A 19,257-nucleotide genomic window follows, 5' to 3' on the forward strand; every position below is an offset into this window, starting at 1 on the left:
CGATGACGGACACCTGGCTCTCGGAACAGGACTGGCTGGCCGGACTGCTGCGCGCCTACGTCGGCTGCAGCGTGCTGCTCACCGGCGAAGGCGGCGACGTCCTGCTGCTGAAGGCCAGTTACCGCGCCCAGTGGCAGTTCCCCGGCGGCGGGATGGACCCGGGCGAGGGCCCCGCCGAATGCGCCGCCCGCGAACTGCGCGAGGAGACCGGGCTGGTGGCCGGCGAGCTGCGGCTGCTCGTCGTCGAGTGGCGCGATCCGATCCCCGGCCAGGGCGAACACGCCCACCCCGCCGTGCAGTTCATGTTCGACGGCGGAACGGTCCCGGCCGGCGCGACCATCCGGGTACAGGCCGAGGAGATCGCCGAGTACGGGTACTTCACCCCCGCCCGGGCGGCCGCACTGCTGCACCCCTGCGCGGCGCGCCGACTCGCCCGGGCCCTGGCGGCCCGGCGCACCGGCGCCACCGCGCTGCTGCACTCCACGGGATACGTAGGCTGACGATCCATCAAATATGCCAGTCCGTCAGACCCGTCAGACCAGCGTGCTCCAGTAGTACCAGAACCGATTGAGGATCAGCAGCGCGATCACCGCCGCCCACAGCACCGGCACCGCCCAGTGGTAGCGCGCCGCCTCCCGCACGACCGGCCGCAGCCGCGGGCCCACCGGGATCACCCCCGTCCGGAGGTTGTGCAGCGTCGTGTACCAGAACAGCACCACCACCGTCGCCCACACCACCATGCAGTACGGGCACAGCGCGCCGATCCGGTACAGCGCCTCGTCGATCAGCCAGTGCACGAACACCACCCCCAGCAGGGTGCCCGCGTGCAGGCCCAGCCAGAACCAGCGCCGGTACGCGGCACCGGCCAGCAGCCCCGCCCCGACCGCCGCCAGCGCGCCGAAGGCGGCCAGCCCGAGCAGCGGGTTCGGGAACCCGAAGACCTCCGCCTGCTCGGTGCGCATCACCGAACCGCAGCTGATCACCGGATTGAGGTTGCAACTGGGGACGTAGGACGGGTTCTCCAGGATGCGGAGCTTGTCGAAGGTCAGGACGGCCGAGGCGGCCAGCCCGATCAGCCCGCCGAGGAACAGCAGCAGGGAGAACGCCCGGCCCGCGCCGACCGGCGCACGGCCGGGGGCGCCGGGGGCGGGAGGGGAGGGGTGCACAGAGGTAGCGGCGGACATGGCAGCACACTCCGGTGGCTGGGAGGAGCCGGCCCGGCCGGGGTTCGGCCGGGCCGGTGGTGCCGTGCTTACTTCAGGCCGGCGGCCTGCTTCACCTGGGCGGTGAACTGCTCCGGCGTCACCGTGGACTGGCCGCTGAACAGCGTGATCGGCTTGCCGTCCACCTTGACCGTCGGGGTGCCCGTCACCCCGCTGCCGTTGAACGCGTCCGCGACCTTCGCCGCCCACGGCGCGTACGTCTTGTCGGTGACGGCCTTCACGAAGGCGTCCGTCTTCAGCCCGGGCACCTGGCCGGCCAGGTCGAGGATGTGGTTGACGTTGCCGAAGTCGTCCTTCCGCTCGTCGGGCTGGTTGGCGTACAGCACGTCGTGGAACTGCTTGAACTTGTCCACGCCCTCGTTCAGCGCGGCCCCCGCGGCGGCCAGCGCGGTGCGCGAGCCCTTGCCGCCGAGGGCGTTGTCCAGGAACGCCGCCAGGTGGAACTCCACCTTGACCGAGCCGTCCTCGGTCAGCTTCTTGACCGCCTCGCCGTTCGCCGCCTCGAAGTGCTTGCAGACCGGGCAGCGGAAGTCCTCGTACACCTCCATGGTGTGCGGGGCGTCGGCCTTGCCGTAGGTGATCACCGTGCCGTCCGGGCCGGAGGCGTTCGCCGGGACGACCAGCTCCGTCGGCGCGGCCGCATCGGCGGCCGCCTTCGAGTCCTTCTTGCCGGACGCCGAGTTGATCGCGACCGCCGCTCCGCCCGCGAGGGCGAGCACCGCGACGGCGGACACCACCACGACGATCCGCTGACGGCGCTTCGAGGCCGCCTGCTCGATGCGCTGCGCCTCCTGGATCCGCTCACGGGCACTGATGCGCTTGGCCTGCTGCTTGCTGGGGGTCTGAGCCATGGAAGGTCAACTCCTGTACGCGGCGCGCGGATGCGCGCGGGAAACCGCACCGGGTGCGGCGGGATCGAGTGAACGCGGGAGTTGTGCGCGCTGCCTGCGGACGAACGTGCGCGGCGGCCCCAAAAGGCCTCGGGAAGGCCTCGGGCGGGTCAGCAGGCAGGCGCGAGAACCGGCGGACCACGCCGGGGAGCCGGGCTCAGCACCACGTCCTCGCGGCGCGGCCGCACGCGGTCCGACACCGGCAGCGGCACCCGCAGCACCGGCCGAACCGGAGCCGGGAGCAGCAGCAGGACCAGGGCGCGCAACGGGCGGGCCAGCGACTGGCGCAGCGCGCGCAGCGACCGGGCCAGGCCCGACAGGGCCGCGTCGCCCAGCCGCAGCCAGGCAGCGGCGGCCAGTGCGATCACCAGGTGCACCAGCAGGAGCAGCACCTGGGTCGCCGCCGGGGCCAGCGGCCCCACGTGGCCCAGCGGACCGGCCAGCAGCGACCCGTCCACCGAACCGCCGCCACACACCAGGAGGTTCACGCCGCGCGCGGGCACGTGCTCGGACAGGATCGGCCCACAGCCGGCCTGCCCCAGGTTGAACGTCGTGTTGAGCAGCAGCTCGACCGGCACCAGCACACCGGAGATGTGCAGCAGCCGCCGCTCCCCGCCGGCCAGCGCGGCCGCGACCAGGAAGACGACGGCGGTCGCGGCCGCCACCAGCGAGAGCGGCAGCGGGCGACCCGTGATGACCACCTGGCCCAGCGCGGACAGCGGCACGGCGAGCGCGGTGAACACCGCGGCCCGCAGGGCCCTGATCGCATGGGTGGAGGTCGTCACGTCCCGGAGTATGCCACGACGCTTACATCCGGCACGAGGGCGCGTACCCGGGGAGTGGAAGCGTTGTCCGCCGGAGGCCGTTCGTTCACCCGCCTGACGCGCGCTCAGCCGGGATCGCTTCGCTGTTCGTGCGGGTCGGCGTCCTGTGCGCCGCGCGGTCGTCCCGGGCCTGCTCGTCCCCGCCCGGGCCTGCTCGTCCCCGTCGCGGTCCTGGTCGTCGTCGGGCACCGGGGCCCGTAGCCTGGAATGCGTTCCCGGTGACCCCGATGAGGGGGTGAGCGCTCATGGCGCGACCCGCCACCACGGTGGGGCAGGTGCTGCTGGACCGCCTCGGCGCCCAGGCGGCGGTGCTGGCCGGCCTCGACGACGCCGTCCGGGCGGACGAACCGGACGCGGTGCACCGGATGCGGGTCGCCTGCCGGCGGCTGCGCAGCGCCCTGCGGACCTTCCGGCGGCTGTTCGCCCCCGGGGCCACCGACCACCTGGTCGCCGAACTGCGCTGGCTCGCAGCCGCCCTCGGCCGCGCCCGGGACGGCGAGGTGCTCGCCGAGCGGCTGGCCGCCCAGGCCCGGGCACTGCCCGCCGTCTGCCGGCCGGAGCGGGTCGCGGCGGAGCTGGAGCGGTGGGGGCGGGCCGAGTACCGGCAGGCCTGGCCCGAGGTGCTCGCGGCCCTCGACAGCCCGCGCCGCCGCGCCCTCGCCGACGCCCTCGCCACCCTCCTCGCCGACCCCCCGCTGCGCCGCCGGGCCGGCCGTGACGCCGTCCCCGAGCTGGCCCGGATCGCCGAGCGCGAGCAGCACCGCACCGGCGAGCGCGTCCGGGCGGCCCTCGACGCCGGGGCCGGGCCCGCCGAGCAGCGCGACCGCGCCCTGCACGAGGCCCGCAAGGCCGCCAAACGCGCCCGCTACGCCGGCGAGACCGCCGCCCCGGCGGTCGGCGCGGCCGCCGAGCGGTACACGGACCGGATGAAGGCCGTCCAGGAACTGCTGGGCGAGCACCAGGACGCGGTGATCGCCGCCGACACCCTCGCCGGGCAGGCCGCCGACAGCGGCGAGCCCTTCGGCCTCGGGGCGCTCTACGCCCGCCAGCTCACCGCCGCCGAGACGGCCCGGGCCCGGCTGCCCCAGGTGTGGGACCGGGCGGCGGGGCGCAAGCTGCCGCGGTTCGGCTAGGGCGAACCTAGGTCGGCGCCGCGTGGGCCGGGGCCGCGTCGTGGGCGGCGACGAAGGCGTGGCGGGCGCGGCTGCCGGGTGGGGCGAGGCAGACGAAGACGTACCGGCCCTCCTCGGGCAGGGCGAGCACCGTGTAGTCCAGGACGTCGGTGTCCAGTGCCGGGTGGCGGATGTGGAGCCGGCCGGGGCCGGGCGGGCCGGCCCGGTGGCGATCCCACAGCGCGGCGAAGGCCGGGCTGTCCGAGGACATCCGGCGGACCAGGCGGGTGAGCCCGCGGTCCCCCGGGCGGTCCGCGTGGTGGGCGCGCAGCGAGGCGACGAGGTCCGCGCCGATCGAGCCGGTGGCCGCGAAGTTGCCCTGTGAGCGGTCCCCGTACGGGCAGCAGAACACCTGCCAGAGCAGGTTGCGCTCGTGGGGCGGGCGCCGTTCCGGCCAGGCCATCAGCAGGCCGGCCGGGCGGTTCCAGGCGAGGAGTTCGAAGGTCGGGCCGGTGACGAAGGCGGGCGCGGCGTCCAGGGTGTCCAGCAGCGCCAGGGTGGTGGCGGAGACGGCCGGCGGCTCGGGCGGTGCCCCGGCCGGTGCGCGGTGCCGGGCGGCCAGCCGGTGCAGGTAGGCGCGCTCCGCCCCGGCCAGTTGCAGGGCCTCGGCGATGCCGTCGAGGACCGGGCCGGTGGGCACCCGCTGGCGGCCCTGCTCCAGCCGGGCGTAGTAGTCGGCGGAGATGCCCGCACGGGCCGCCACCTCCTCGCGGCGCAGCCCGGGCGTCCGGCGGCGCCCGGCCGGGGGCAGGCCCGCCTCGGCGGGCGCGAGGCGGGCGCGGCGGGCGCGCAGGAACGCGCCCAGCGGGGTCTCGGGCATGCGGTCACGCTGCCACAGCCGGGCGGGGTTAGCCAGGACCTGGCCGTCCCTGGCCGGCCCGTCCCCGGTCGGCCGGTCCCCGGTCGGCCCGTCCCCGGGAAGGGCTGGCCGCTGGTGGTCCGGGCGGGGCGCCGGGAGGCTCGCCGCATGGGACTTCTCGACGACAAGGTCACGATCGTCACCGGCGCCGGGCGCGGCATCGGCGCGGCCGCCGCCCGGCTGTTCGCCCGGGAGGGCGCGCTGCTGGTGCTGGCCGCCCGCTCCGGCGCCGAGGTGGAGGCGCTGGCCGCCGAGCTGCGGGCCGGCGGGGCCCGGGCGGTGGCCGTCGTCGCCGACCTGACCACCGCGGAGGGCGCCGAGCGGACGGTCGAGGCGGCGCTCACGACGTACGGCCGGCTGGACGCGGCCTTCGACAACGCGGGCTCCGGCCTGTCGCCGGCCCCGCTCGCCGAGCGCACCGAGGCCGAGTGGGACGACACCCACGCGCTCAACCTGCGCGGCAGCTGGCTCTGCCTGCGGGCCCAGCTGCGGGCGATGGCGGCGGGCGGTCGGGGCGGCGCGGTGGTGCTCAACTCCGGGGTGGGCGCGCTGGTCGGCGGCTTCGGGGACGGCGTCCAGCAGGCTGCCAAGCACGGCCTGACCGGCCTGGTGAAGGCGGCCACCGCCGACTACGCCCGACACGGCATCCGGGTCAACGCCGTCGCGCCCGGCGTGGTGCGGACGCCCTCGACGGAGCAGTTCTTCGCGTCCGGCCCGGAGTTCGACGCCCTGGTGGTCCGCTCGACCCCGCTGGGCCGGGCGGGCTCGGACACCGAGATCGCGGAGGCGGCGGCCTGGCTGCTGAGCGACCGGGCGTCGTACGTGGCCGGGGTGACCCTGCCGGTGGACGGCGGGATCACCGCGACCCGGCGGTTCGACTGAGTGCGGGCCCGGCCGGTTCGGGGAAGACCCGGTCGGTCGGGGCGGGCCCGGCGGCACCGTACGGGGGTCGGTGCCGCCGGGCCTACTCCGGCGCCGGTTCCAGCCCGGCCGACCGGGCGGCGGTGCGGAGCAGGGCGCGGAGCATGGGGGTGGTGAGGCGGCCGGTGTTGGTGTTGCGCGGGCTCACGTGGTAGCAGCCGTACAGCTGGAGGGCGGGGCCGCCGTCGGTGGCGGGGAGGACGGCCAGGGCGCCGTGACCGAAGGCGGGTCGGGGCCGGGGGACCTGCCAGCCGGCCTGCGCGAGGGCGGGCAGGAGGGCCTGCCAGGCGAAGCCGCCGAGGGCGACGACGGTTCGTACGGTGGGGCGCAGCAACTGGAGTTCGCGGGTGATCCAGGGGCGGCAGGTGTCGCGTTCGGCGGTGCTGGGCTTGTTGTCGGGCGGGGCGCAGCGGACCGGGTCGGTGATGCGGACGCCGTGCAGGCGCAGGCCGTCGCCGTACCGGACGGACTCGGGGCGGTTGGCGAGCCCGAGGTCGTGGAGCGCCGCGTAGAGCAGGTCGCCGGAGGGGTCGCCGGTGAAGATCCGGCCGGTGCGGTTGGCGCCGTGGGCGGCGGGGGCGAGGCCGACCAGGACGAGCGGGGCGTCGGGCGGGCCGAAGCCGGGGATCGGGCGGGCCCAGTAGTCCCAGTCCAGGTAGGCGCGGCGCTTGGTGCGGGCGGTCTCCTCGCGCCACTGGACCAGGCGCGGGCAGGCCCGGCAGTCGGTGACGACGCGGTCCAGCGCGGTGAGCGAGGTGGCGCGGGCGGCGGCCTCGGCGGGGTGGCGGGGGTGGCCGGGGTCGTCGGCGGCGGACTGCGGCATGGCCACGATCCTACGGTCCGGCTCTGGCCCCGCATCGGCCCTGCGCCGGCCTGCCCGGGCAGGCGTAGCGTGGAATCAGCTGCTCCGGCGGCCCCCGGCTGGGCCGGGTCGGCGACGGCCGGGGCTGGCTGGTGCGCGAGGAGGCCTCGCCGAGGCCGCAAGGAGGCCGCGATGATCGTCGATGCGGTGCTGGGTGCCATCGGGGGGCTGGTCGGGCTGGGGGCGATCTGGGCGGGCCTGAGCGTCCGGGTCGTCCAGCAGTTCCAGAAGGGAGTGGTGTTCCGCTTCGGCCGGGTGCGCAGGGAGGTGCGCGAGCCCGGGCTGGTGGCGCTGCTGCCGATCGCGGACAAGTTGCGCAAGGTGAACGTGCAGATCGTGACGATGCCGATCCCGGCGCAGGAGGGCATCACCCGGGACAACGTGACCGTCCGGGTGGACGCGGTGGTGTACTTCCGGGTCGAGGACCCGGTGAGGGCGACCGTCAACGTGCAGGACTACCAGTTCGCGATCTCCCAGGTGGCGCAGACCTCGCTGCGCTCGATCATCGGCAAGAGCGAGCTGGACGACCTGCTGGCCAACCGCGAACCGATCAACCAGGGGCTGGAGTTGATGATCGACAGCCCGGCGCTGGGCTGGGGCATCCAGATCGACCGGGTGGAGATCAAGGACGTCGCGCTGCCGGAGTCGATGAAGCGCTCGATCGCGCGGCAGGCGGAGGCCGAGCGGGAGCGGCGGGCGCGGATCATCACGGCGGACGGTGAGTACCAGGCCTCGGCCCGGTTGTCGGAGGCGGCGGCGGTGATGAGCGCGACCCCGGCGGCGCTCCAACTGCGGCTGCTCCAGACGGTGGTGGAGGTGGCGGCGGAGAAGAACTCGACGCTGGTGCTGCCCTTCCCGGTGGAGCTGCTGCGCTTCCTGGACAGCGCGACGGACAACCAGCAGCGGGCCGCGGTGAATGCCGCGGCGGCAGCGGCGAAGGCCGCCGAACGGGCCGCCGTGGAGCGGGAGGAGGCAGCGAAGGCGGAGGTCGAGCAGGACCGGTCGCAGCACGAACTCCCGCCGCTGGAGGAACTGTTGGACCAGTCGCCGCTTCCGGGCGCGGACGCGCCGGGCGGGCGCGCGGAGCCGGACCAGGCGGCCTGACCGGTGCCCGGTGGCGGCCTCCGCGGGCCCGGACCAGGATGGACAGGGGGGCGGAAGCCAGGCCAGGAGGCGGGACCATGACCAGAGCCAGCGACATCATGCACCCGGGCGCGGAGTGCATCCGCGAGCACGAGACGCTCGCCGCCGCCGCCCGGATCATGCGGGAACGGCACGTCGGCGCGCTGCCCATCTGCGGGGAGGACGACAAACTGCTGGGCATCGTGACCGACCGCGACATCGTGCTGCGCTGTGTCGCCGAGGGCCGGGACCCGGCCGGGGTGACGGCGGGCGAGCTGGCCCTGGGCCGGCCGATGACGGTGGAGGCGGACGAGGACGCGGAGCAGGTCCTACGGGTGATGGAGCAGTACCGGGTGCGCCGGCTGCCGGTGATCAACCACCCGGAGCACAAGCTGGTCGGGATGATCAGCGAGGCGGACATCGCGCGCGGGCTACCGCAGGCCCGGGTCGCGGAGTTCGTGTCGGCGGTCTGCGCAGAGGAGGCGGCCACGGAGGAGGCGGCCAAGGCCGGGGCCTGACGGCGTCGGGGTCTGACGACGGCGGCGGATCGGGCCGGCGGATCAGGGCCGTTGCGATCAGTCAGGGCATCGGACGCGGCCGACTGCGGCTACCCGACGAAGGAGGAGGCCGCGGCCGCGCCGGGGCCTTCCTCGGCGAGCACGCCGCGCCCTAATCGCGCTCCCGAAGCGCCCGGGCGATCAGTTCCGCCAGGTGCAGGGCCTGGCGGCCCTGGGCGAGTTGGGCGATCTGGGTGCGGCAGCTGAAGCCGTCGGCCAGGACCACCGTGTCGGGGGCGGCGGCCCGGACCTCGGGGAGCAGGACGCGCTCGGCGATCGCCTCGGACACCTCGAAGTGGCCCCGCTCGAAGCCGAAGTTGCCGGCCAGGCCGCAGCAGCCGGAGTCCAGCACCCGGTTGTGCAGGCCGAGTCGGTCCTCGATCCGGCGGTCGGCGGCGCTGCCGAGGACGGCGTGCTGGTGGCAGTGGGTCTGGGTGACGGCGTCCAGCGGGACCTGGGGGAGCGGGGTGTCGGGGGCGTACTGGTCGAGGAACTCGGCGAAGGTGCGGGTGCGTTCGGCGAGCGGGCGGCCGTCCGGGCCGAGCAGCCGGGGCAGGTCCTCGCGCAGGGCGGCGGTGCAGCTCGGGTCCATCCCGACCACCGGGGTGTCGGCGGGCAGCCCGGCGCCGGCCAGCGTCCGCAGGCTGCGCCGCAACACCCGGCGGGCGGTGCCGAGTTGGCCGGTGGAGTACCAGGTCAGGCCGCAGCAGACCGGGCCGGCGGGCAGCCGTACGTCGAAGCCCAGGTGCTCCAGCACCTCGACGGCGGAGCGCAGCACGTTCGGCTGGAGGTGGTCGGAGAAGGTGTCCGGCCACAGCAGCACCGGCCGTGCCCCCGCCGGGGCCGGGTGCGCGGCGCGGTGGCGGCGGTACCAGCGGGTGAAGGTCTCCGGCGGGAGGACCGGCAGCACCCGGCGCCGGTCGATCCCGCCGAGCCGCTTGAGCAGCCCGGCGGCCGGGGAGCGGGCGAGGGTGTTGGCGGCGCCGGGGGCGAGGGCGGCGGCCCGCAGCCAGAGCGGCAGCCAGCCCATCGAGTAGTGGGCGAGCGGGCGCGGGCGGTGCCGGTAGTGCTGGTGCAGGAACTCGGCCTTGTAGGTCGCCATGTCGACATGGACCGGGCAGTCGCTCGCGCAGCCCTTGCAGCTCAGGCAGAGGTCCAGGGCCTCCCGGACCTCCGTCGAGCGCCAGCCGTCGGCGATCGTCGCGCCGCCCTGGCGGCCGGGAGGTGCTGCCATGCCGCGCAGCATCTCGGCCAGCAGCCGGGCCCGGCCCCGGGTGGAGTGCCGCTCCTCGCCGGTGGCCATGTAGCTGGGACACATCACCCCGGTGTTCGGGTCCACGCACTTGGCGACGCCGACGCAGCGGTGCACGGCCTTGGCCAGGCTGCCGCCGTCCTGCTCGTACGGGAGGGCGAGCGGCAGCGGGCGGCGCGGGGCGGTGACGAAGCGCAGGTCGGCGTCGAGCGGGCGCGGGTCGACCATGGTCCCCGGGTTGAGCAGGTGCTCGGGATCCCAGATCCGTTTGAACTCGCCGAACAGGGCGATCACGTCGGGCGGGTACATCCGGGGCAGCAGTTCGCCGCGGGCCTGCCCGTCGCCGTGCTCGCCGGAGAGCGAACCGCCGTAGGAGACCACCAGGTCGGCGGCCTGCTCCAGGAACTCCCGGAAGACCAGTACCCCGGCGGGCTCGTCCAGCGGGAAGTCGATCCGCAGGTGCACGCAGCCGTCGCCGAAGTGCCCGTACGGCACGCCGCGCAGGCTGTGCCGGCGCAGCAGGGCGCGCAGGTCCCGCAGGTAGTCGCCGAGGCGCTCGGGCGGGACGGCGGAGTCCTCCCAGCCGGGCCAGGCCTCGCCGCCGCCGGGCAGCCGGGTGACGATGCCGGCGCCCGCCTCCCGGACGGCCCAGAGCTGGCGCTGCTCGGCCGGGTCGGTGACGAGGGCGACGGAGGCGGAGCGCTCGCGGCGCACCGCGTCGGCGAGCCGGCGGGCGGCCTGGTAGGCCTCGACCGAGGTGGCGCCGCCGGTCTCCAGGAAGAGCCAGCACTCGCCCGCGGGCAGCCGGTCCAGTGCGGGCGGGCGGGGGCCGGCGGCGAGCAGTGCGGCGATCAGGTCGGCGGACATGCCCTCGGCGGTGAGCGGCCCGAGCGGCAGCAACGCGGGGACGGCGTCGGCGGCGGCGCCCTCGTCGGGGTAGCCGGCCACCACCAGGGCGCGCGCGGGCGGCTCCTCGACCAGCCGGACGGTCGCGCCGAGCAGCAGCGCGCAGGTGCCCTCGGTGCCGGTGAGCGCGCGGGCCAGGTCGTGGCCGTGCTCGGGCAGCAGGGCGTCCAGCGGGTAGCCGGAGGTGCGGCGGGGCAGCGCGGGCAGGCCCTGGCGGATGGTGGCGAGGTTGCGGTCGGTGAACTCCTGGAGCTGCCGGTGGAGTTCACCGGGCCGCCCGGGCAGGGTGCGGAGCGCGGCGCGCTCCTGCGGGGTGAGCCGACCGCCCACGGTCAGCTCGGTGCCGTCCGCGAGCAGCAGGTCCAGCCGCTCGACGTTGTCCGAGGTGCGCCCCCAGGCGAGCGAGTGCGAGCCGCAGGAGTCGTTGCCGATCATGCCGCCGAGGGTGCAGCGGCTGTGCGTGGACGGGTCGGGGCCGAAGCGCAGCCCGTACGGCCGGGCGGCGCGCTGGAGGTCGTCCAGCACGGTGCCCGGCTGGACCCGGGCGGTGCGGGCCTGCGGGTCGACGTCCAGGACGGCGCCGAGGTGGCGGCGGAAGTCCAGCACCACCGCGCCCGGGCCGATCGCCTGCCCGCCGATGCTGGTGCCCGCCCCGCGCGGCACCACCGGCACGCCGTACCGGCGGCAGAGCGCGAGGGCGGTGCGGACGTCGTCGAGGTCCGCGGGTTTGACCACGCCGAGCGGCAGTTGCCGGTAGTTGGACGCGTCGTGGCTGTAGACGGTCCGCTCGGCGGTGCCGAAGCGGACCTCCCCGCGCAGCACGGCGGCCAGTTCGCGGGCCAGCTCGGCCCCGGGGGCTGCGGACGGACGGCTCACCAGGGACCTCCGGGCGGGTGCGGCGACGGCTCCGGCCGATCATGGCAGCCGCGCGCCCGCAGGGGTACCGGCCACGGCCGGGGTACCGCCGATGGGGTGTCGGCGGGCGGCCGCCCGGCTAGGGCCTAGGCCCCGCCGCCTGCGGAGGCGGGGCCGCACACGTCCGGAGTCCGGTCACCGCCGCCCGGTGAGCGTGCCGCGGGCGATGTGGGAGAGCTTGGCCATCTCGAACGCCGGGTAGGCGCCGCCGGCCAGCAGCGAGAACTTGATCCCCTCGCGGCCGCCCGGCCGCCGGTGGCCGGGCGGCTGGAAGCGCCGGTGGTGCTCGGCGGCCCGGTGGAAGAACTGCGGCCGCTCGGCGCGGGTGACGCACCCGGCCAGGTCGAAGACGAACAGGTAGTGCCGGATCATCCGGACGAACAGCGCGTCCCGCACCGCGTACAGGTGCGGCTGGTCCTCCAGCAGCGCGAAGCTGCGCTCGTACTGGTCGAAGAGGTCGAACACGCCGCTGCCCGGGGAGCCGGTGGGGTGGACGGTCTCCCGGCGGCGCAGCTGCACGCACTCGCGCGCCAGCACGGCGACGCGGCGGGCGCCGAGCAGCGCCGCGTGCACCACCGGGATCTCCTCGTACCGGCCGTCGGGGAAGGCCAGCCGCAGCTCCTCCCAGTGGCCGCGGCGGATCAGCCGGTCCCAGACCAGCGGCGGCGCGCCGAACAGCGCGGGCTGGTCGAAGGGCTCGAACACCTCGGGGCCGGCCTCGGCGAGCAGCGACTCCGCCCCGCCCGGCCAGTTCCGGTCGTTGTGCCGGCGGGAGTGGCCGAACAGCAGCAGGTCCACCGGGCCGGTCTGCCCGAGCCGGTCGGCGAGGGTCCGCAGCGCGTCCTGGGGCAGCTGGTGGTCGGCGTCCAGGAACAGCAGGTACTCGCCGGCCGCCCGCGCCGCCCCCGCGTTCCGGCTCACCCCGACCCCGACCGCCGCGTTGAGGTGCAGGACCGACAGCCGCGGGTGCCGGGCCGCGTACGCGTCGACGAGCTCGCCCGCGGCGTCGGGGGAGCGGTCGGCGACCACGATCACCTCGACGTCCTGGAGGGACTGCGCGAGCAGCGAGTCCAGGCAGTCCGCGAGCTGTTCGTGCTGGTCGTAGGCGGGGAGCACGACGCTGATGAGGGGTGAGGGCATGACGCCGGAGCGTAAGAGGACGCGCTGACCGTGGCAAAGCCCTGACGGTGCGTAATACCGATCAATCCCCGCCAAATCGTACGACCGTACGCCATATCTTCACGCGGCCTGCCGGACGCGTCCACGACAGCCGGAACGCGCCGGGGCCCGCGACGCGTGGTGCGTCGCGGGCCCGGGGGTCGAGGCTTGGCAGCCTCGATTTAGTACCAGTGGTGGTTCTGCCAGAACGACCAGGCGGCGCAGGGGCTGCCGTAGCGGGAGTTCATGTAGTCCAGGCCCCACTTGATCTGGGTGGCCGGGTTGGTGCGCCAGTCGGAGCCGGCCGAGGCCATCTTGCTGCCGGGCAGCGCCTGCACCAGGCCGTACGCGCCGGAGGAGGCGTTGACGGCGAGGTGGTTCCAGCTGCTCTCGCGGGACACGATGTTGCTGAAGCACTGGAGCTGGCCGGCCGGGACGAGCTGTGCGGCGATCTGCTGCGGGCTGCCGGTGAGGGCCGGGGCGCTGGTGAGGTTCTGGCGCGCCTGGGAGCGGGAGGCGGCGGCGTCCGCGTCGGCCTTGGCCTTGGCGTCCGCCTGGGCCTTCGCGTCGGCCTCGGCCTGGGCCTGGGCGGCGGACTCCGCCTCGGCCTGGGCCTGCGCCTGGGCTTCCTGGGCGGCCTGGTCGGCGGCGGCAGCGGCAGCGGTGTCAGCCTGGGCCTGGTCGGCGGCCGCCTTGTCGTCCACCGTGACGGCGGCCGCGGGGGCGGCGGCCTCGGTGGTGCTCCCGGTCTGCGGGAGGGCGAGGGCGGCGGTGGCGGCGCTCGCGACGACGAGGGTGGCGATGCCGGTGATCAGGGAGTTGCGGCGGGCATGGCTGAGCTGCATGAAGCGGACAATCCTTTTCCGTCGGGGGCCGTGCCGGTGGCACCGGGTGCGGGGCATCGCACGGGCGTCCGGGTGAGCGGGGCCCGCGCGGCCGTCCGGGACGGCCGTGGTGCCCCGGCGGAAGTGGCGGGGCGGGTCGGCTGCGCGGCGGACGGGGCCGGCTGCGCTGCCTGGCGACGGGCCATTCTTGGCAGGGCCGGGGACGGGTGGCAAAGGCAGTTGCCACTACGGCGGGTAGTAGCCGCAGGGTGGGCGTGGCGAGACGCGGTGATGATTTTGGGAGAATTTGTCCGACGTGCGTATTTGTAGGTCGGAGGCTGGTGGCGCGGGCGGAATGTGCGGGTGCGAGGTGTGGTGGCCTGCGTTCTTCGAGGTGCTCCGGGCGGCCCGACGCGGGACGGGAGCCCGTGCCGGATGGTCGGCCAACGCCCTGGCCGCAGCCATCCACTATCGGGGGCCGTAGACGGCGAACCCCGTGTGGGCGGCCTCACATGTCCGGACGGCCGGGATCGGCGCAGGGTGACCGGCCGGTCACCGCCTCAGGAGGTCGCGTGCGGGCTTCCGGCGGCGGGCCGGGGGGCCGGCTCCGGCTCCTGCTCGTCCGCCGGGGCCGCGTCGTGGACCGGGTCGAGGGCGAGGTCGCGGGCCAGGTCCCGGGCCAGGTCCCGGGCCAGCAGGGTGGCGCCCGCGACGGCCCCCGGCATGGCGAGCACCGTCACCAGCGGAACCAGGAACGCCAGGATCAGCGGCGTGCCGAAGCCCAGCGCCAGCCCGAGCCGGGCGCGCAGCAGCCGGATCCGCTCGCGCTGCGGCACCCCGCGCCGCTGGAGGGCGACGGCGGCGAGCTCGACGGTCAGGAAGAAGCCGGACACCAGGAAACCCAGAGCCGGCACCACCGTCTGCCCGATCACCGGGATGAAGCCGCAGGCGAACAGCACCACGCCGAACGCGGCCACCCGCACCAGGACATAGGCGCTGTCCCGTACCGCGATCACCAGTTCGCGCCACAGTGACGACTCCGGCGGGGCGGGCGCACCGCCCTCGGTCTCGTCGACCTTCGCGGACAGCGCCTCGTAGAAGGGCTGGCCGACCAGCAGGGTGACGGCGGTGAAGGTGAGCAGCGAGAGCAGCAGGCCGCCGCCGAAGGCGATCGCGGCGAGCGCGTCGCGCAGCAGGCCCTGCCAGGGCGAGCTCCAGCGGTCGGCGAACGGGGTGGCCCAGTCGGCGAGGTCCTTCGACCAGCCGCCGAGGAAGACGAGCGCGACGGCGTAGCCGGCCAGGGTGAGCAGCGCGGGCAGCATGCCGAAGCCCCACCAGCGGCCGTGCCGGCCCACCCACTTCTGGCCCCCGACCAGGTACTTCATCCCCGCCACAAGATCTCGCATGGGCGATCACCTTAGGGGTTCCTCCTCCGGAACCCCGCATTGCCGTGTTCCTGCCAGTTTCGACCGGCAGGGCCGGGCCCCTCCTGTCGTGACGCCTGCGGGGCCACCCTCGGTGCTCCCCGACCTGTCGATGGAGGAGCCTGATGAAGCGTCAATTCGGAAGATTCATCGTGCTGTTGGCCACCCTGGTGCTCGGCGCCGGCGCGCTCGTGCTGCCCGCCGCCGCCTCGCCCGCACCCTCGGCGCCCTCGCCGGGCGTGGTCGGCGGCACGCGGGCGGCGCAGGGCGAGTTCCCGTTCGTGGTGCGGCTCTCGATGGGCTGCGGCGGCGCGCTCTACACCCCGCAGATCGTGCTCACCGCCGCCCACTGCGTCAACGGCACCGGCGCCGACACCAGCATCACCGCGACCGCCGGCGCGGTCGACCTGCGCAGCGGCAGCGCGGTCAAGGTCCGCTCGTCGTACGTGTACCAGGCGCCTGGCTTCTCCGGGGCGGAGAGCGGCGACGACTGGGCGCTGATCAAGCTGGCCTCGCCGGTCGGCGGCAGCCAGGTGAGCACGCTGCCGACCACCGACTCCACCGCCTACGACAGCGGCACCTTCACCATCATGGGCTGGGGCGCCGCGACCGAGGGCGGCGCGCAGCAGCGCTACCTGCTCAAGGCCACCGTGCCGTTCGTCGACGACGCCGCCTGCGCCAACGCCTACCCGGGCCTGAACAGCGCGGCCTCACTCTGCGCGGGCTACGTCGACCAGGGAGGCGTCGACACCTGCCAGGGCGACTCCGGCGGGCCGATGGTCCACCGGGACGCGGCCGGCCGCTGGGTCCAGGTCGGCATCGTCAGCTGGGGCAGCGGCTGCGCCCGGCCCGGCTACCCGGGCGTCTACACCAAGGTCAGCACCTACGCGGCCGACATCGCCGCGGCGGCGGCCGGGCTCTGACGCCGACCGCCGGAGAGCCGAAGAATCGGAGAACCGGAGAACCGGAGCGCCCGGGGGATCCCCACCGGGCGCTCCGGCGCGTCCGCCGTCAGCGGTCCGTGGTCAGCCGTCCGTGGTCAGCCGTCCGCCGGGGGCCGGTGCGCCGTCGAACCGCCCAGCCAGGCCCGGGCCCGGCGCCGCTCGTAGGCGATCCGGCCGGTGGCGTCCGGCGGTAACCGGGAGAGGACGGCGGCCGCGGCCTCGTGGCGCCCGGCCCGGGCGTACGCCCCGGCGAGGCGGCCGGCGACCAGTGCGTGGTCGTGCGGGTGGGCGGCCTGGTCCAGGCGCCCCAGGGCGGCGCCCAGGTGGGCCACCGCCGCGTGCGCGTGGGCGGTGTGGCCGGTGCGGACGGCGAGGTCCCGGTGGCAGGTGCCGTGGGCGACGCCCAGCACCAGGGCGGCCCGGGCGGCCCCGGGCGCCGGCTCGCCGGCCCGCAGGGCGGCCTCGGTCAGCCGTTCGGCGTCCGCCAGGGCCCGCCACGTCTCGGGCGCCGCGCCGGCCAGTGCGTGGGCGTGCGCCTGGGCGAGGGCGGCCCAGGCGCGAAGGCCGGGCAGGGTGCGGGCGGTGGCGTGGGCGGCCTCGGCCAGGGCGAGGGCGGTGGCCGGGTCGCCGCTCCACCAGTGCAGGGTGCTCTGCCGGGCGAGCAGGGCGGCCGCGGTCGGCTGGTCGTCGGCGGCGCGGGCCCACTCCAGCCCGGCCGCGTACCAGCCGAGCGCGCGGGTGCGGCGGTCCCCCTCGAAGTGGGCCCAGCCTGCGAGTTCGGCGTAGCGGGCGGCGAGCGAGCGGACGGCGGGGGCGGTTTCGCGCGGGGCGGCGTGCTGCCAGGCGGCCAGGGTGCGGGCGTGGTGTTCGAGGACGGTGGCCAGCTGTTCGCCGCCGGTGTGGGTGGCGGCCGCGCGGTAGACGTCGAGCAGGTGGCCGAGCACGGCGAAGGTGGCGGCGTCCGGTCGGCCCGTCGGGGGCCCTGTGCCGCTCTCGCCGAGGGGTGGCAGGGCGGGGGCGGCGAGTTCGCCGAGGTGCTCCCGCTCCTGCCGGACGGGTTGCCAGAGGGCGGCCAACTCGCCTCCGGTGAGCAGGAGTTCGTCGGCCCGGGCGGGGAGTCCCGGCGGTGGCCAGCGGCGGGCGTTCTCCACTCGGCTGATCAGTGAGTTGTGGTAGCCGAGCAGGCGGCCGAGTTCGGCCTGGCTGAGTCCGCGGGCCTCGCGCCAGTGGCGCAGCCGGTGGCCGAAGCGCAGGCGCGCGGACGCGGGGGCGGGGAGGGGTGGCAAGGGGTCTCCCGGGGGGTGGGGGAGCGCTCGTGGGGGAGCGCCATGCCCAGGTATCCCCTTTGACGTGCCATTGTCAAACTGTGGGTCGCATCCCTCGAACGGCACCGGGCCCGGGAGCCTCCGCAACGGCTCCCCGGCCCGGCACCGTCGCGCGGCGCGGACGGGTCAGGACTCCGCCGCCACCGCGGCCCGCCGCCGTCGGCCCACCACGGCCGAGGCCGCGAGCACGATCGCCGCGGCGACCAGCGACAGGTACATCTGCTTGCGCCCGTCGGCGTCGGTGAACATGTACGCCACCACGAACCCGATCATGCCGATGGCCGTCCAGGTCAGATAGGGGTACAGCCACATGCGGACGGTCAGCCGCTCGGGAGTCTCCCGCTCGATGATCCGGCGCATCCGCAGCTGGGAGAAGCAGATCACCAGCCAGACGAACAGCGCAACCGCGCCGGAGGAGTTGAGCAGGAAAGCGAACACCGTGTCCGGCGAGGTGTAGTTGAAGAACACCGCGACGAAGCCGAAGACCACCGAGGACAGGATGGCCACCCGCGGCACGCCCCGCTTGGTCACGGTCGCGAAGGCCTTCGGCGCGTCCCCGCGCTGGCCGAGCGAGAAGGCCATCCGGGAGGCCGTGTACATCCCGGAGTTGAGGCAGGACAGCACGGCCGTCAGCACGATCACGTTCATCACCTGGCCGGCGCCCGGGATGCCCACGTGCTCCAGCACCGCCACGTACGGGCTGCCCTTGACGGCGTCCGAGTCCCACGGCAGCAGGGTGACCACGAGCAGGATCGAGCCCAGGTAGAAGATCCCGATGCGCCAGATCACGCTGTTGGTGGCCTTGCTGACCGCGCGCTCCGGGTCCTCCGACTCGCCCGCGGCCAGGGTGACGATCTCGCTGCCCATGAAGGCGAAGACCACCGTGAGCATGCCGGTGAACACCGCGCCCACGCCGTGCGGCAGGAAGCCGCCGTGGCCGGTCAGATTGCTGGTGCCGACCGCGTGGGTGCCGGGCAGCAGGCCGAAGACGGCGAGCGTGGCGATCACCAGGAACGCGGCGATCGCCACCACCTTGATCCCGGCGAACCAGAACTCGAACTCGCCGTAGGAGGCCACCGAGAACAGGTTGGTGGCGGTCAGCACCGCCATCACGAGCAGCGCGAACGCCCACTGCGGCACGCCGGGCATCCAGGCGTTGAGGATCTTCGCGCCGGCGGTCGCCTCCACCGCGAGCACCACGACCCAGAAGAACCAGTACAGCCAGCCGATGGTGAACCCGGCCCAGCGGCCGAGCGCGCGGTCCGCGTACGCCGAGAACGAGCCGCTCTGCGGGTCGGCCGCCGCCATCTCGCCGAGCATCCGCATCACCAGCACGACCAGCACACCGGCCAGCGTGTAGGAGAGCAGGATGCCCGGCCCGGTGGTGGCGATGCCCGCGCCGGAGCCGACGAACAGGCCGGCGCCGATCACCCCGCCGATGGCGATCATCGACAGGTGGCGGTTCTTGAGCCCCGCCTTCAGGTGGCCCTCGCCGCCGTGCCCGGGCGGCCCGGCCTGCTGGGGGACCTGGGCGGCTGCCGCAGGCCTGGTGGTGTCCGCACTCATCAGATGAGCCCTGTGCCTTTCCCGCGCGCGGCGCGACCCTCGGCTCGTTGCGCCGGAGGGTGGGGGACGGACCCGCGCATTGCGGTGCAACCTAACTTCTACGGCCGCGTATCGGAACAGAGCATCCGTAAATGTTCGGTAACCGGACGCAAAAAGCCAGGTCAGAGCGGGTGGAAATGCGGTGCGAAAAGCTCAAATCTGACGCACCGCCAATGCGTCGGAGGCGCTCGGACCCCCGTCGCGGCTCACGACCCGCGCAGGTCCAGCACGGTGATCCGCGCCGCGTCCGCGGGCCGGCCGGTCAGCCGCGCCGCCAGGATCCGGGGGATGTCGCCCTCCTGCGAGTATCCGGGCACCACCTCGACCTCCGCCCGCCGCACGCCGGCCTCGCCCCACACCGCGTACACCACCCGGTACACGGTCCGCTCCGGTGGCGGCGGCGGTGCGCCCTGCGCACGGCTCCGGACGGTCATCGGCATCGACCTCCTCGGCCCATTGTCGGCCCGGTGTGGC

18 protein-coding genes are annotated in these 19,257 nt (G+C 75.2%); 6 read left to right on the forward strand and 12 right to left on the reverse strand.

Going from position 1 to position 19,257, the window contains the following annotated elements; all coding sequences use genetic code 11:
* The first annotated feature begins 2 nt into the window (after nucleotides 1-2).
* Nucleotides 3-500, forward strand: a complete 498-nt coding sequence (locus tag AB0P03_RS09605) for an NUDIX hydrolase (protein WP_363581700.1) — start codon at nucleotides 3-5, stop codon at nucleotides 498-500.
* A 33-nt stretch (nucleotides 501-533) separates the two neighbouring features.
* Here AB0P03_RS09605 and AB0P03_RS09610 read toward each other — a convergent pair whose 3' ends face one another.
* The 3 genes from AB0P03_RS09610 to AB0P03_RS09620 all read right to left on the reverse strand — a co-directional run bounded on the left by AB0P03_RS09610 (nucleotide 534) and on the right by AB0P03_RS09620 (nucleotide 2,898).
* Entirely contained in the window at nucleotides 534-1,184 is a 651-nt protein-coding gene (locus AB0P03_RS09610) for a vitamin K epoxide reductase family protein (RefSeq protein WP_363628236.1), read from the reverse strand.
* Nucleotides 1,185-1,252: 68 nt separating this feature from the next.
* Complete coding sequence (locus tag AB0P03_RS09615; protein ID WP_363581704.1) at nucleotides 1,253-2,074, reverse strand: thioredoxin domain-containing protein; 822 nt, start codon at nucleotides 2,072-2,074, stop codon at nucleotides 1,253-1,255.
* Nucleotides 2,075-2,223: 149 nt separating this feature from the next.
* Complete coding sequence (locus tag AB0P03_RS09620; RefSeq protein WP_350883589.1) at nucleotides 2,224-2,898, reverse strand: hypothetical protein; 675 nt, start codon at nucleotides 2,896-2,898, stop codon at nucleotides 2,224-2,226.
* 284 nt (nucleotides 2,899-3,182) lie between these two features.
* Here AB0P03_RS09620 and AB0P03_RS09625 point away from each other — a divergent pair, with 284 nt between their 5' ends.
* Nucleotides 3,183-4,070, forward strand: coding sequence for a CHAD domain-containing protein (locus AB0P03_RS09625; RefSeq protein ID WP_363581706.1), 888 nt, complete (start codon nucleotides 3,183-3,185; stop codon nucleotides 4,068-4,070).
* 7 nt (nucleotides 4,071-4,077) lie between these two features.
* Here AB0P03_RS09625 and AB0P03_RS09630 read toward each other — a convergent pair whose 3' ends face one another.
* Complete coding sequence (locus tag AB0P03_RS09630; RefSeq protein WP_363581708.1) at nucleotides 4,078-4,929, reverse strand: helix-turn-helix transcriptional regulator; 852 nt, start codon at nucleotides 4,927-4,929, stop codon at nucleotides 4,078-4,080.
* 147 nt (nucleotides 4,930-5,076) lie between these two features.
* Here AB0P03_RS09630 and AB0P03_RS09635 point away from each other — a divergent pair, with 147 nt between their 5' ends.
* Nucleotides 5,077-5,850 (forward strand): SDR family oxidoreductase, encoded by a 774-nt coding sequence (locus AB0P03_RS09635; RefSeq protein ID WP_363581710.1) that lies wholly within the window; start codon nucleotides 5,077-5,079, stop codon nucleotides 5,848-5,850.
* 82 nt (nucleotides 5,851-5,932) lie between these two features.
* Here the strand turns inward: AB0P03_RS09635 and AB0P03_RS09640 are convergent, their stop codons facing one another.
* Nucleotides 5,933-6,712 (reverse strand): uracil-DNA glycosylase, encoded by a 780-nt coding sequence (locus AB0P03_RS09640; RefSeq protein ID WP_363581712.1) that lies wholly within the window; start codon nucleotides 6,710-6,712, stop codon nucleotides 5,933-5,935.
* A gap of 171 nt (nucleotides 6,713-6,883) precedes the next feature.
* Here AB0P03_RS09640 and AB0P03_RS09645 point away from each other — a divergent pair, with 171 nt between their 5' ends.
* Nucleotides 6,884-7,855, forward strand: a complete 972-nt coding sequence (locus AB0P03_RS09645; protein WP_363581714.1) for an SPFH domain-containing protein — start codon at nucleotides 6,884-6,886, stop codon at nucleotides 7,853-7,855.
* A 77-nt stretch (nucleotides 7,856-7,932) separates the two neighbouring features.
* Nucleotides 7,933-8,391, forward strand: coding sequence for a CBS domain-containing protein (locus AB0P03_RS09650; protein WP_363628238.1), 459 nt, complete (start codon nucleotides 7,933-7,935; stop codon nucleotides 8,389-8,391).
* A gap of 151 nt (nucleotides 8,392-8,542) precedes the next feature.
* On the opposite strand, the gene AB0P03_RS09655 is transcribed toward AB0P03_RS09650, so the two are convergent.
* From AB0P03_RS09655 to AB0P03_RS09670, 4 genes are all read right to left on the reverse strand, one after another.
* The gene (locus AB0P03_RS09655) at nucleotides 8,543-11,464 is read right to left on the reverse strand and encodes an FAD-binding and (Fe-S)-binding domain-containing protein (protein ID WP_363628240.1); all 2,922 of its coding nucleotides are present in this window, start codon (nucleotides 11,462-11,464) and stop codon (nucleotides 8,543-8,545) included.
* A 174-nt stretch (nucleotides 11,465-11,638) separates the two neighbouring features.
* Nucleotides 11,639-12,643 carry a glycosyltransferase family 2 protein gene (locus tag AB0P03_RS09660; protein WP_363581720.1) on the reverse strand — a complete coding sequence of 335 codons (1,005 nt, stop codon included), beginning with the start codon at nucleotides 12,641-12,643 and terminating at the stop codon, nucleotides 11,639-11,641.
* A 200-nt stretch (nucleotides 12,644-12,843) separates the two neighbouring features.
* Nucleotides 12,844-13,506 (reverse strand): lytic transglycosylase domain-containing protein, encoded by a 663-nt coding sequence (locus tag AB0P03_RS09665; RefSeq protein WP_363628242.1) that lies wholly within the window; start codon nucleotides 13,504-13,506, stop codon nucleotides 12,844-12,846.
* Nucleotides 13,507-14,045: 539 nt separating this feature from the next.
* Entirely contained in the window at nucleotides 14,046-14,891 is an 846-nt protein-coding gene (locus AB0P03_RS09670) for an EI24 domain-containing protein (RefSeq protein WP_363628244.1), read from the reverse strand.
* 143 nt (nucleotides 14,892-15,034) lie between these two features.
* Here AB0P03_RS09670 and AB0P03_RS09675 point away from each other — a divergent pair, with 143 nt between their 5' ends.
* Nucleotides 15,035-15,832 carry a serine protease gene (locus AB0P03_RS09675; protein WP_363581726.1) on the forward strand — a complete coding sequence of 266 codons (798 nt, stop codon included), beginning with the start codon at nucleotides 15,035-15,037 and terminating at the stop codon, nucleotides 15,830-15,832.
* Nucleotides 15,833-15,948: 116 nt separating this feature from the next.
* Here AB0P03_RS09675 and AB0P03_RS09680 read toward each other — a convergent pair whose 3' ends face one another.
* The 3 genes from AB0P03_RS09680 to AB0P03_RS09690 all read right to left on the reverse strand — a co-directional run bounded on the left by AB0P03_RS09680 (nucleotide 15,949) and on the right by AB0P03_RS09690 (nucleotide 19,217).
* Nucleotides 15,949-17,139 carry a helix-turn-helix transcriptional regulator gene (locus AB0P03_RS09680; protein WP_363628246.1) on the reverse strand — a complete coding sequence of 397 codons (1,191 nt, stop codon included), beginning with the start codon at nucleotides 17,137-17,139 and terminating at the stop codon, nucleotides 15,949-15,951.
* Between the two features lie 165 nt (nucleotides 17,140-17,304).
* Complete coding sequence (locus AB0P03_RS09685) at nucleotides 17,305-18,744, reverse strand: amino acid permease (RefSeq protein WP_350883615.1); 1,440 nt, start codon at nucleotides 18,742-18,744, stop codon at nucleotides 17,305-17,307.
* A 245-nt stretch (nucleotides 18,745-18,989) separates the two neighbouring features.
* Nucleotides 18,990-19,217, reverse strand: a complete 228-nt coding sequence (locus tag AB0P03_RS09690) for a hypothetical protein (RefSeq protein ID WP_363628248.1) — start codon at nucleotides 19,215-19,217, stop codon at nucleotides 18,990-18,992.
* Nucleotides 19,218-19,257: the final 40 nt, after the last annotated feature.

Origin of the sequence: Kitasatospora sp. NPDC088779 (assembly GCF_040685395.1) — a bacterium.
Classification (GTDB): domain Bacteria; phylum Actinomycetota; class Actinomycetes; order Streptomycetales; family Streptomycetaceae; genus Kitasatospora.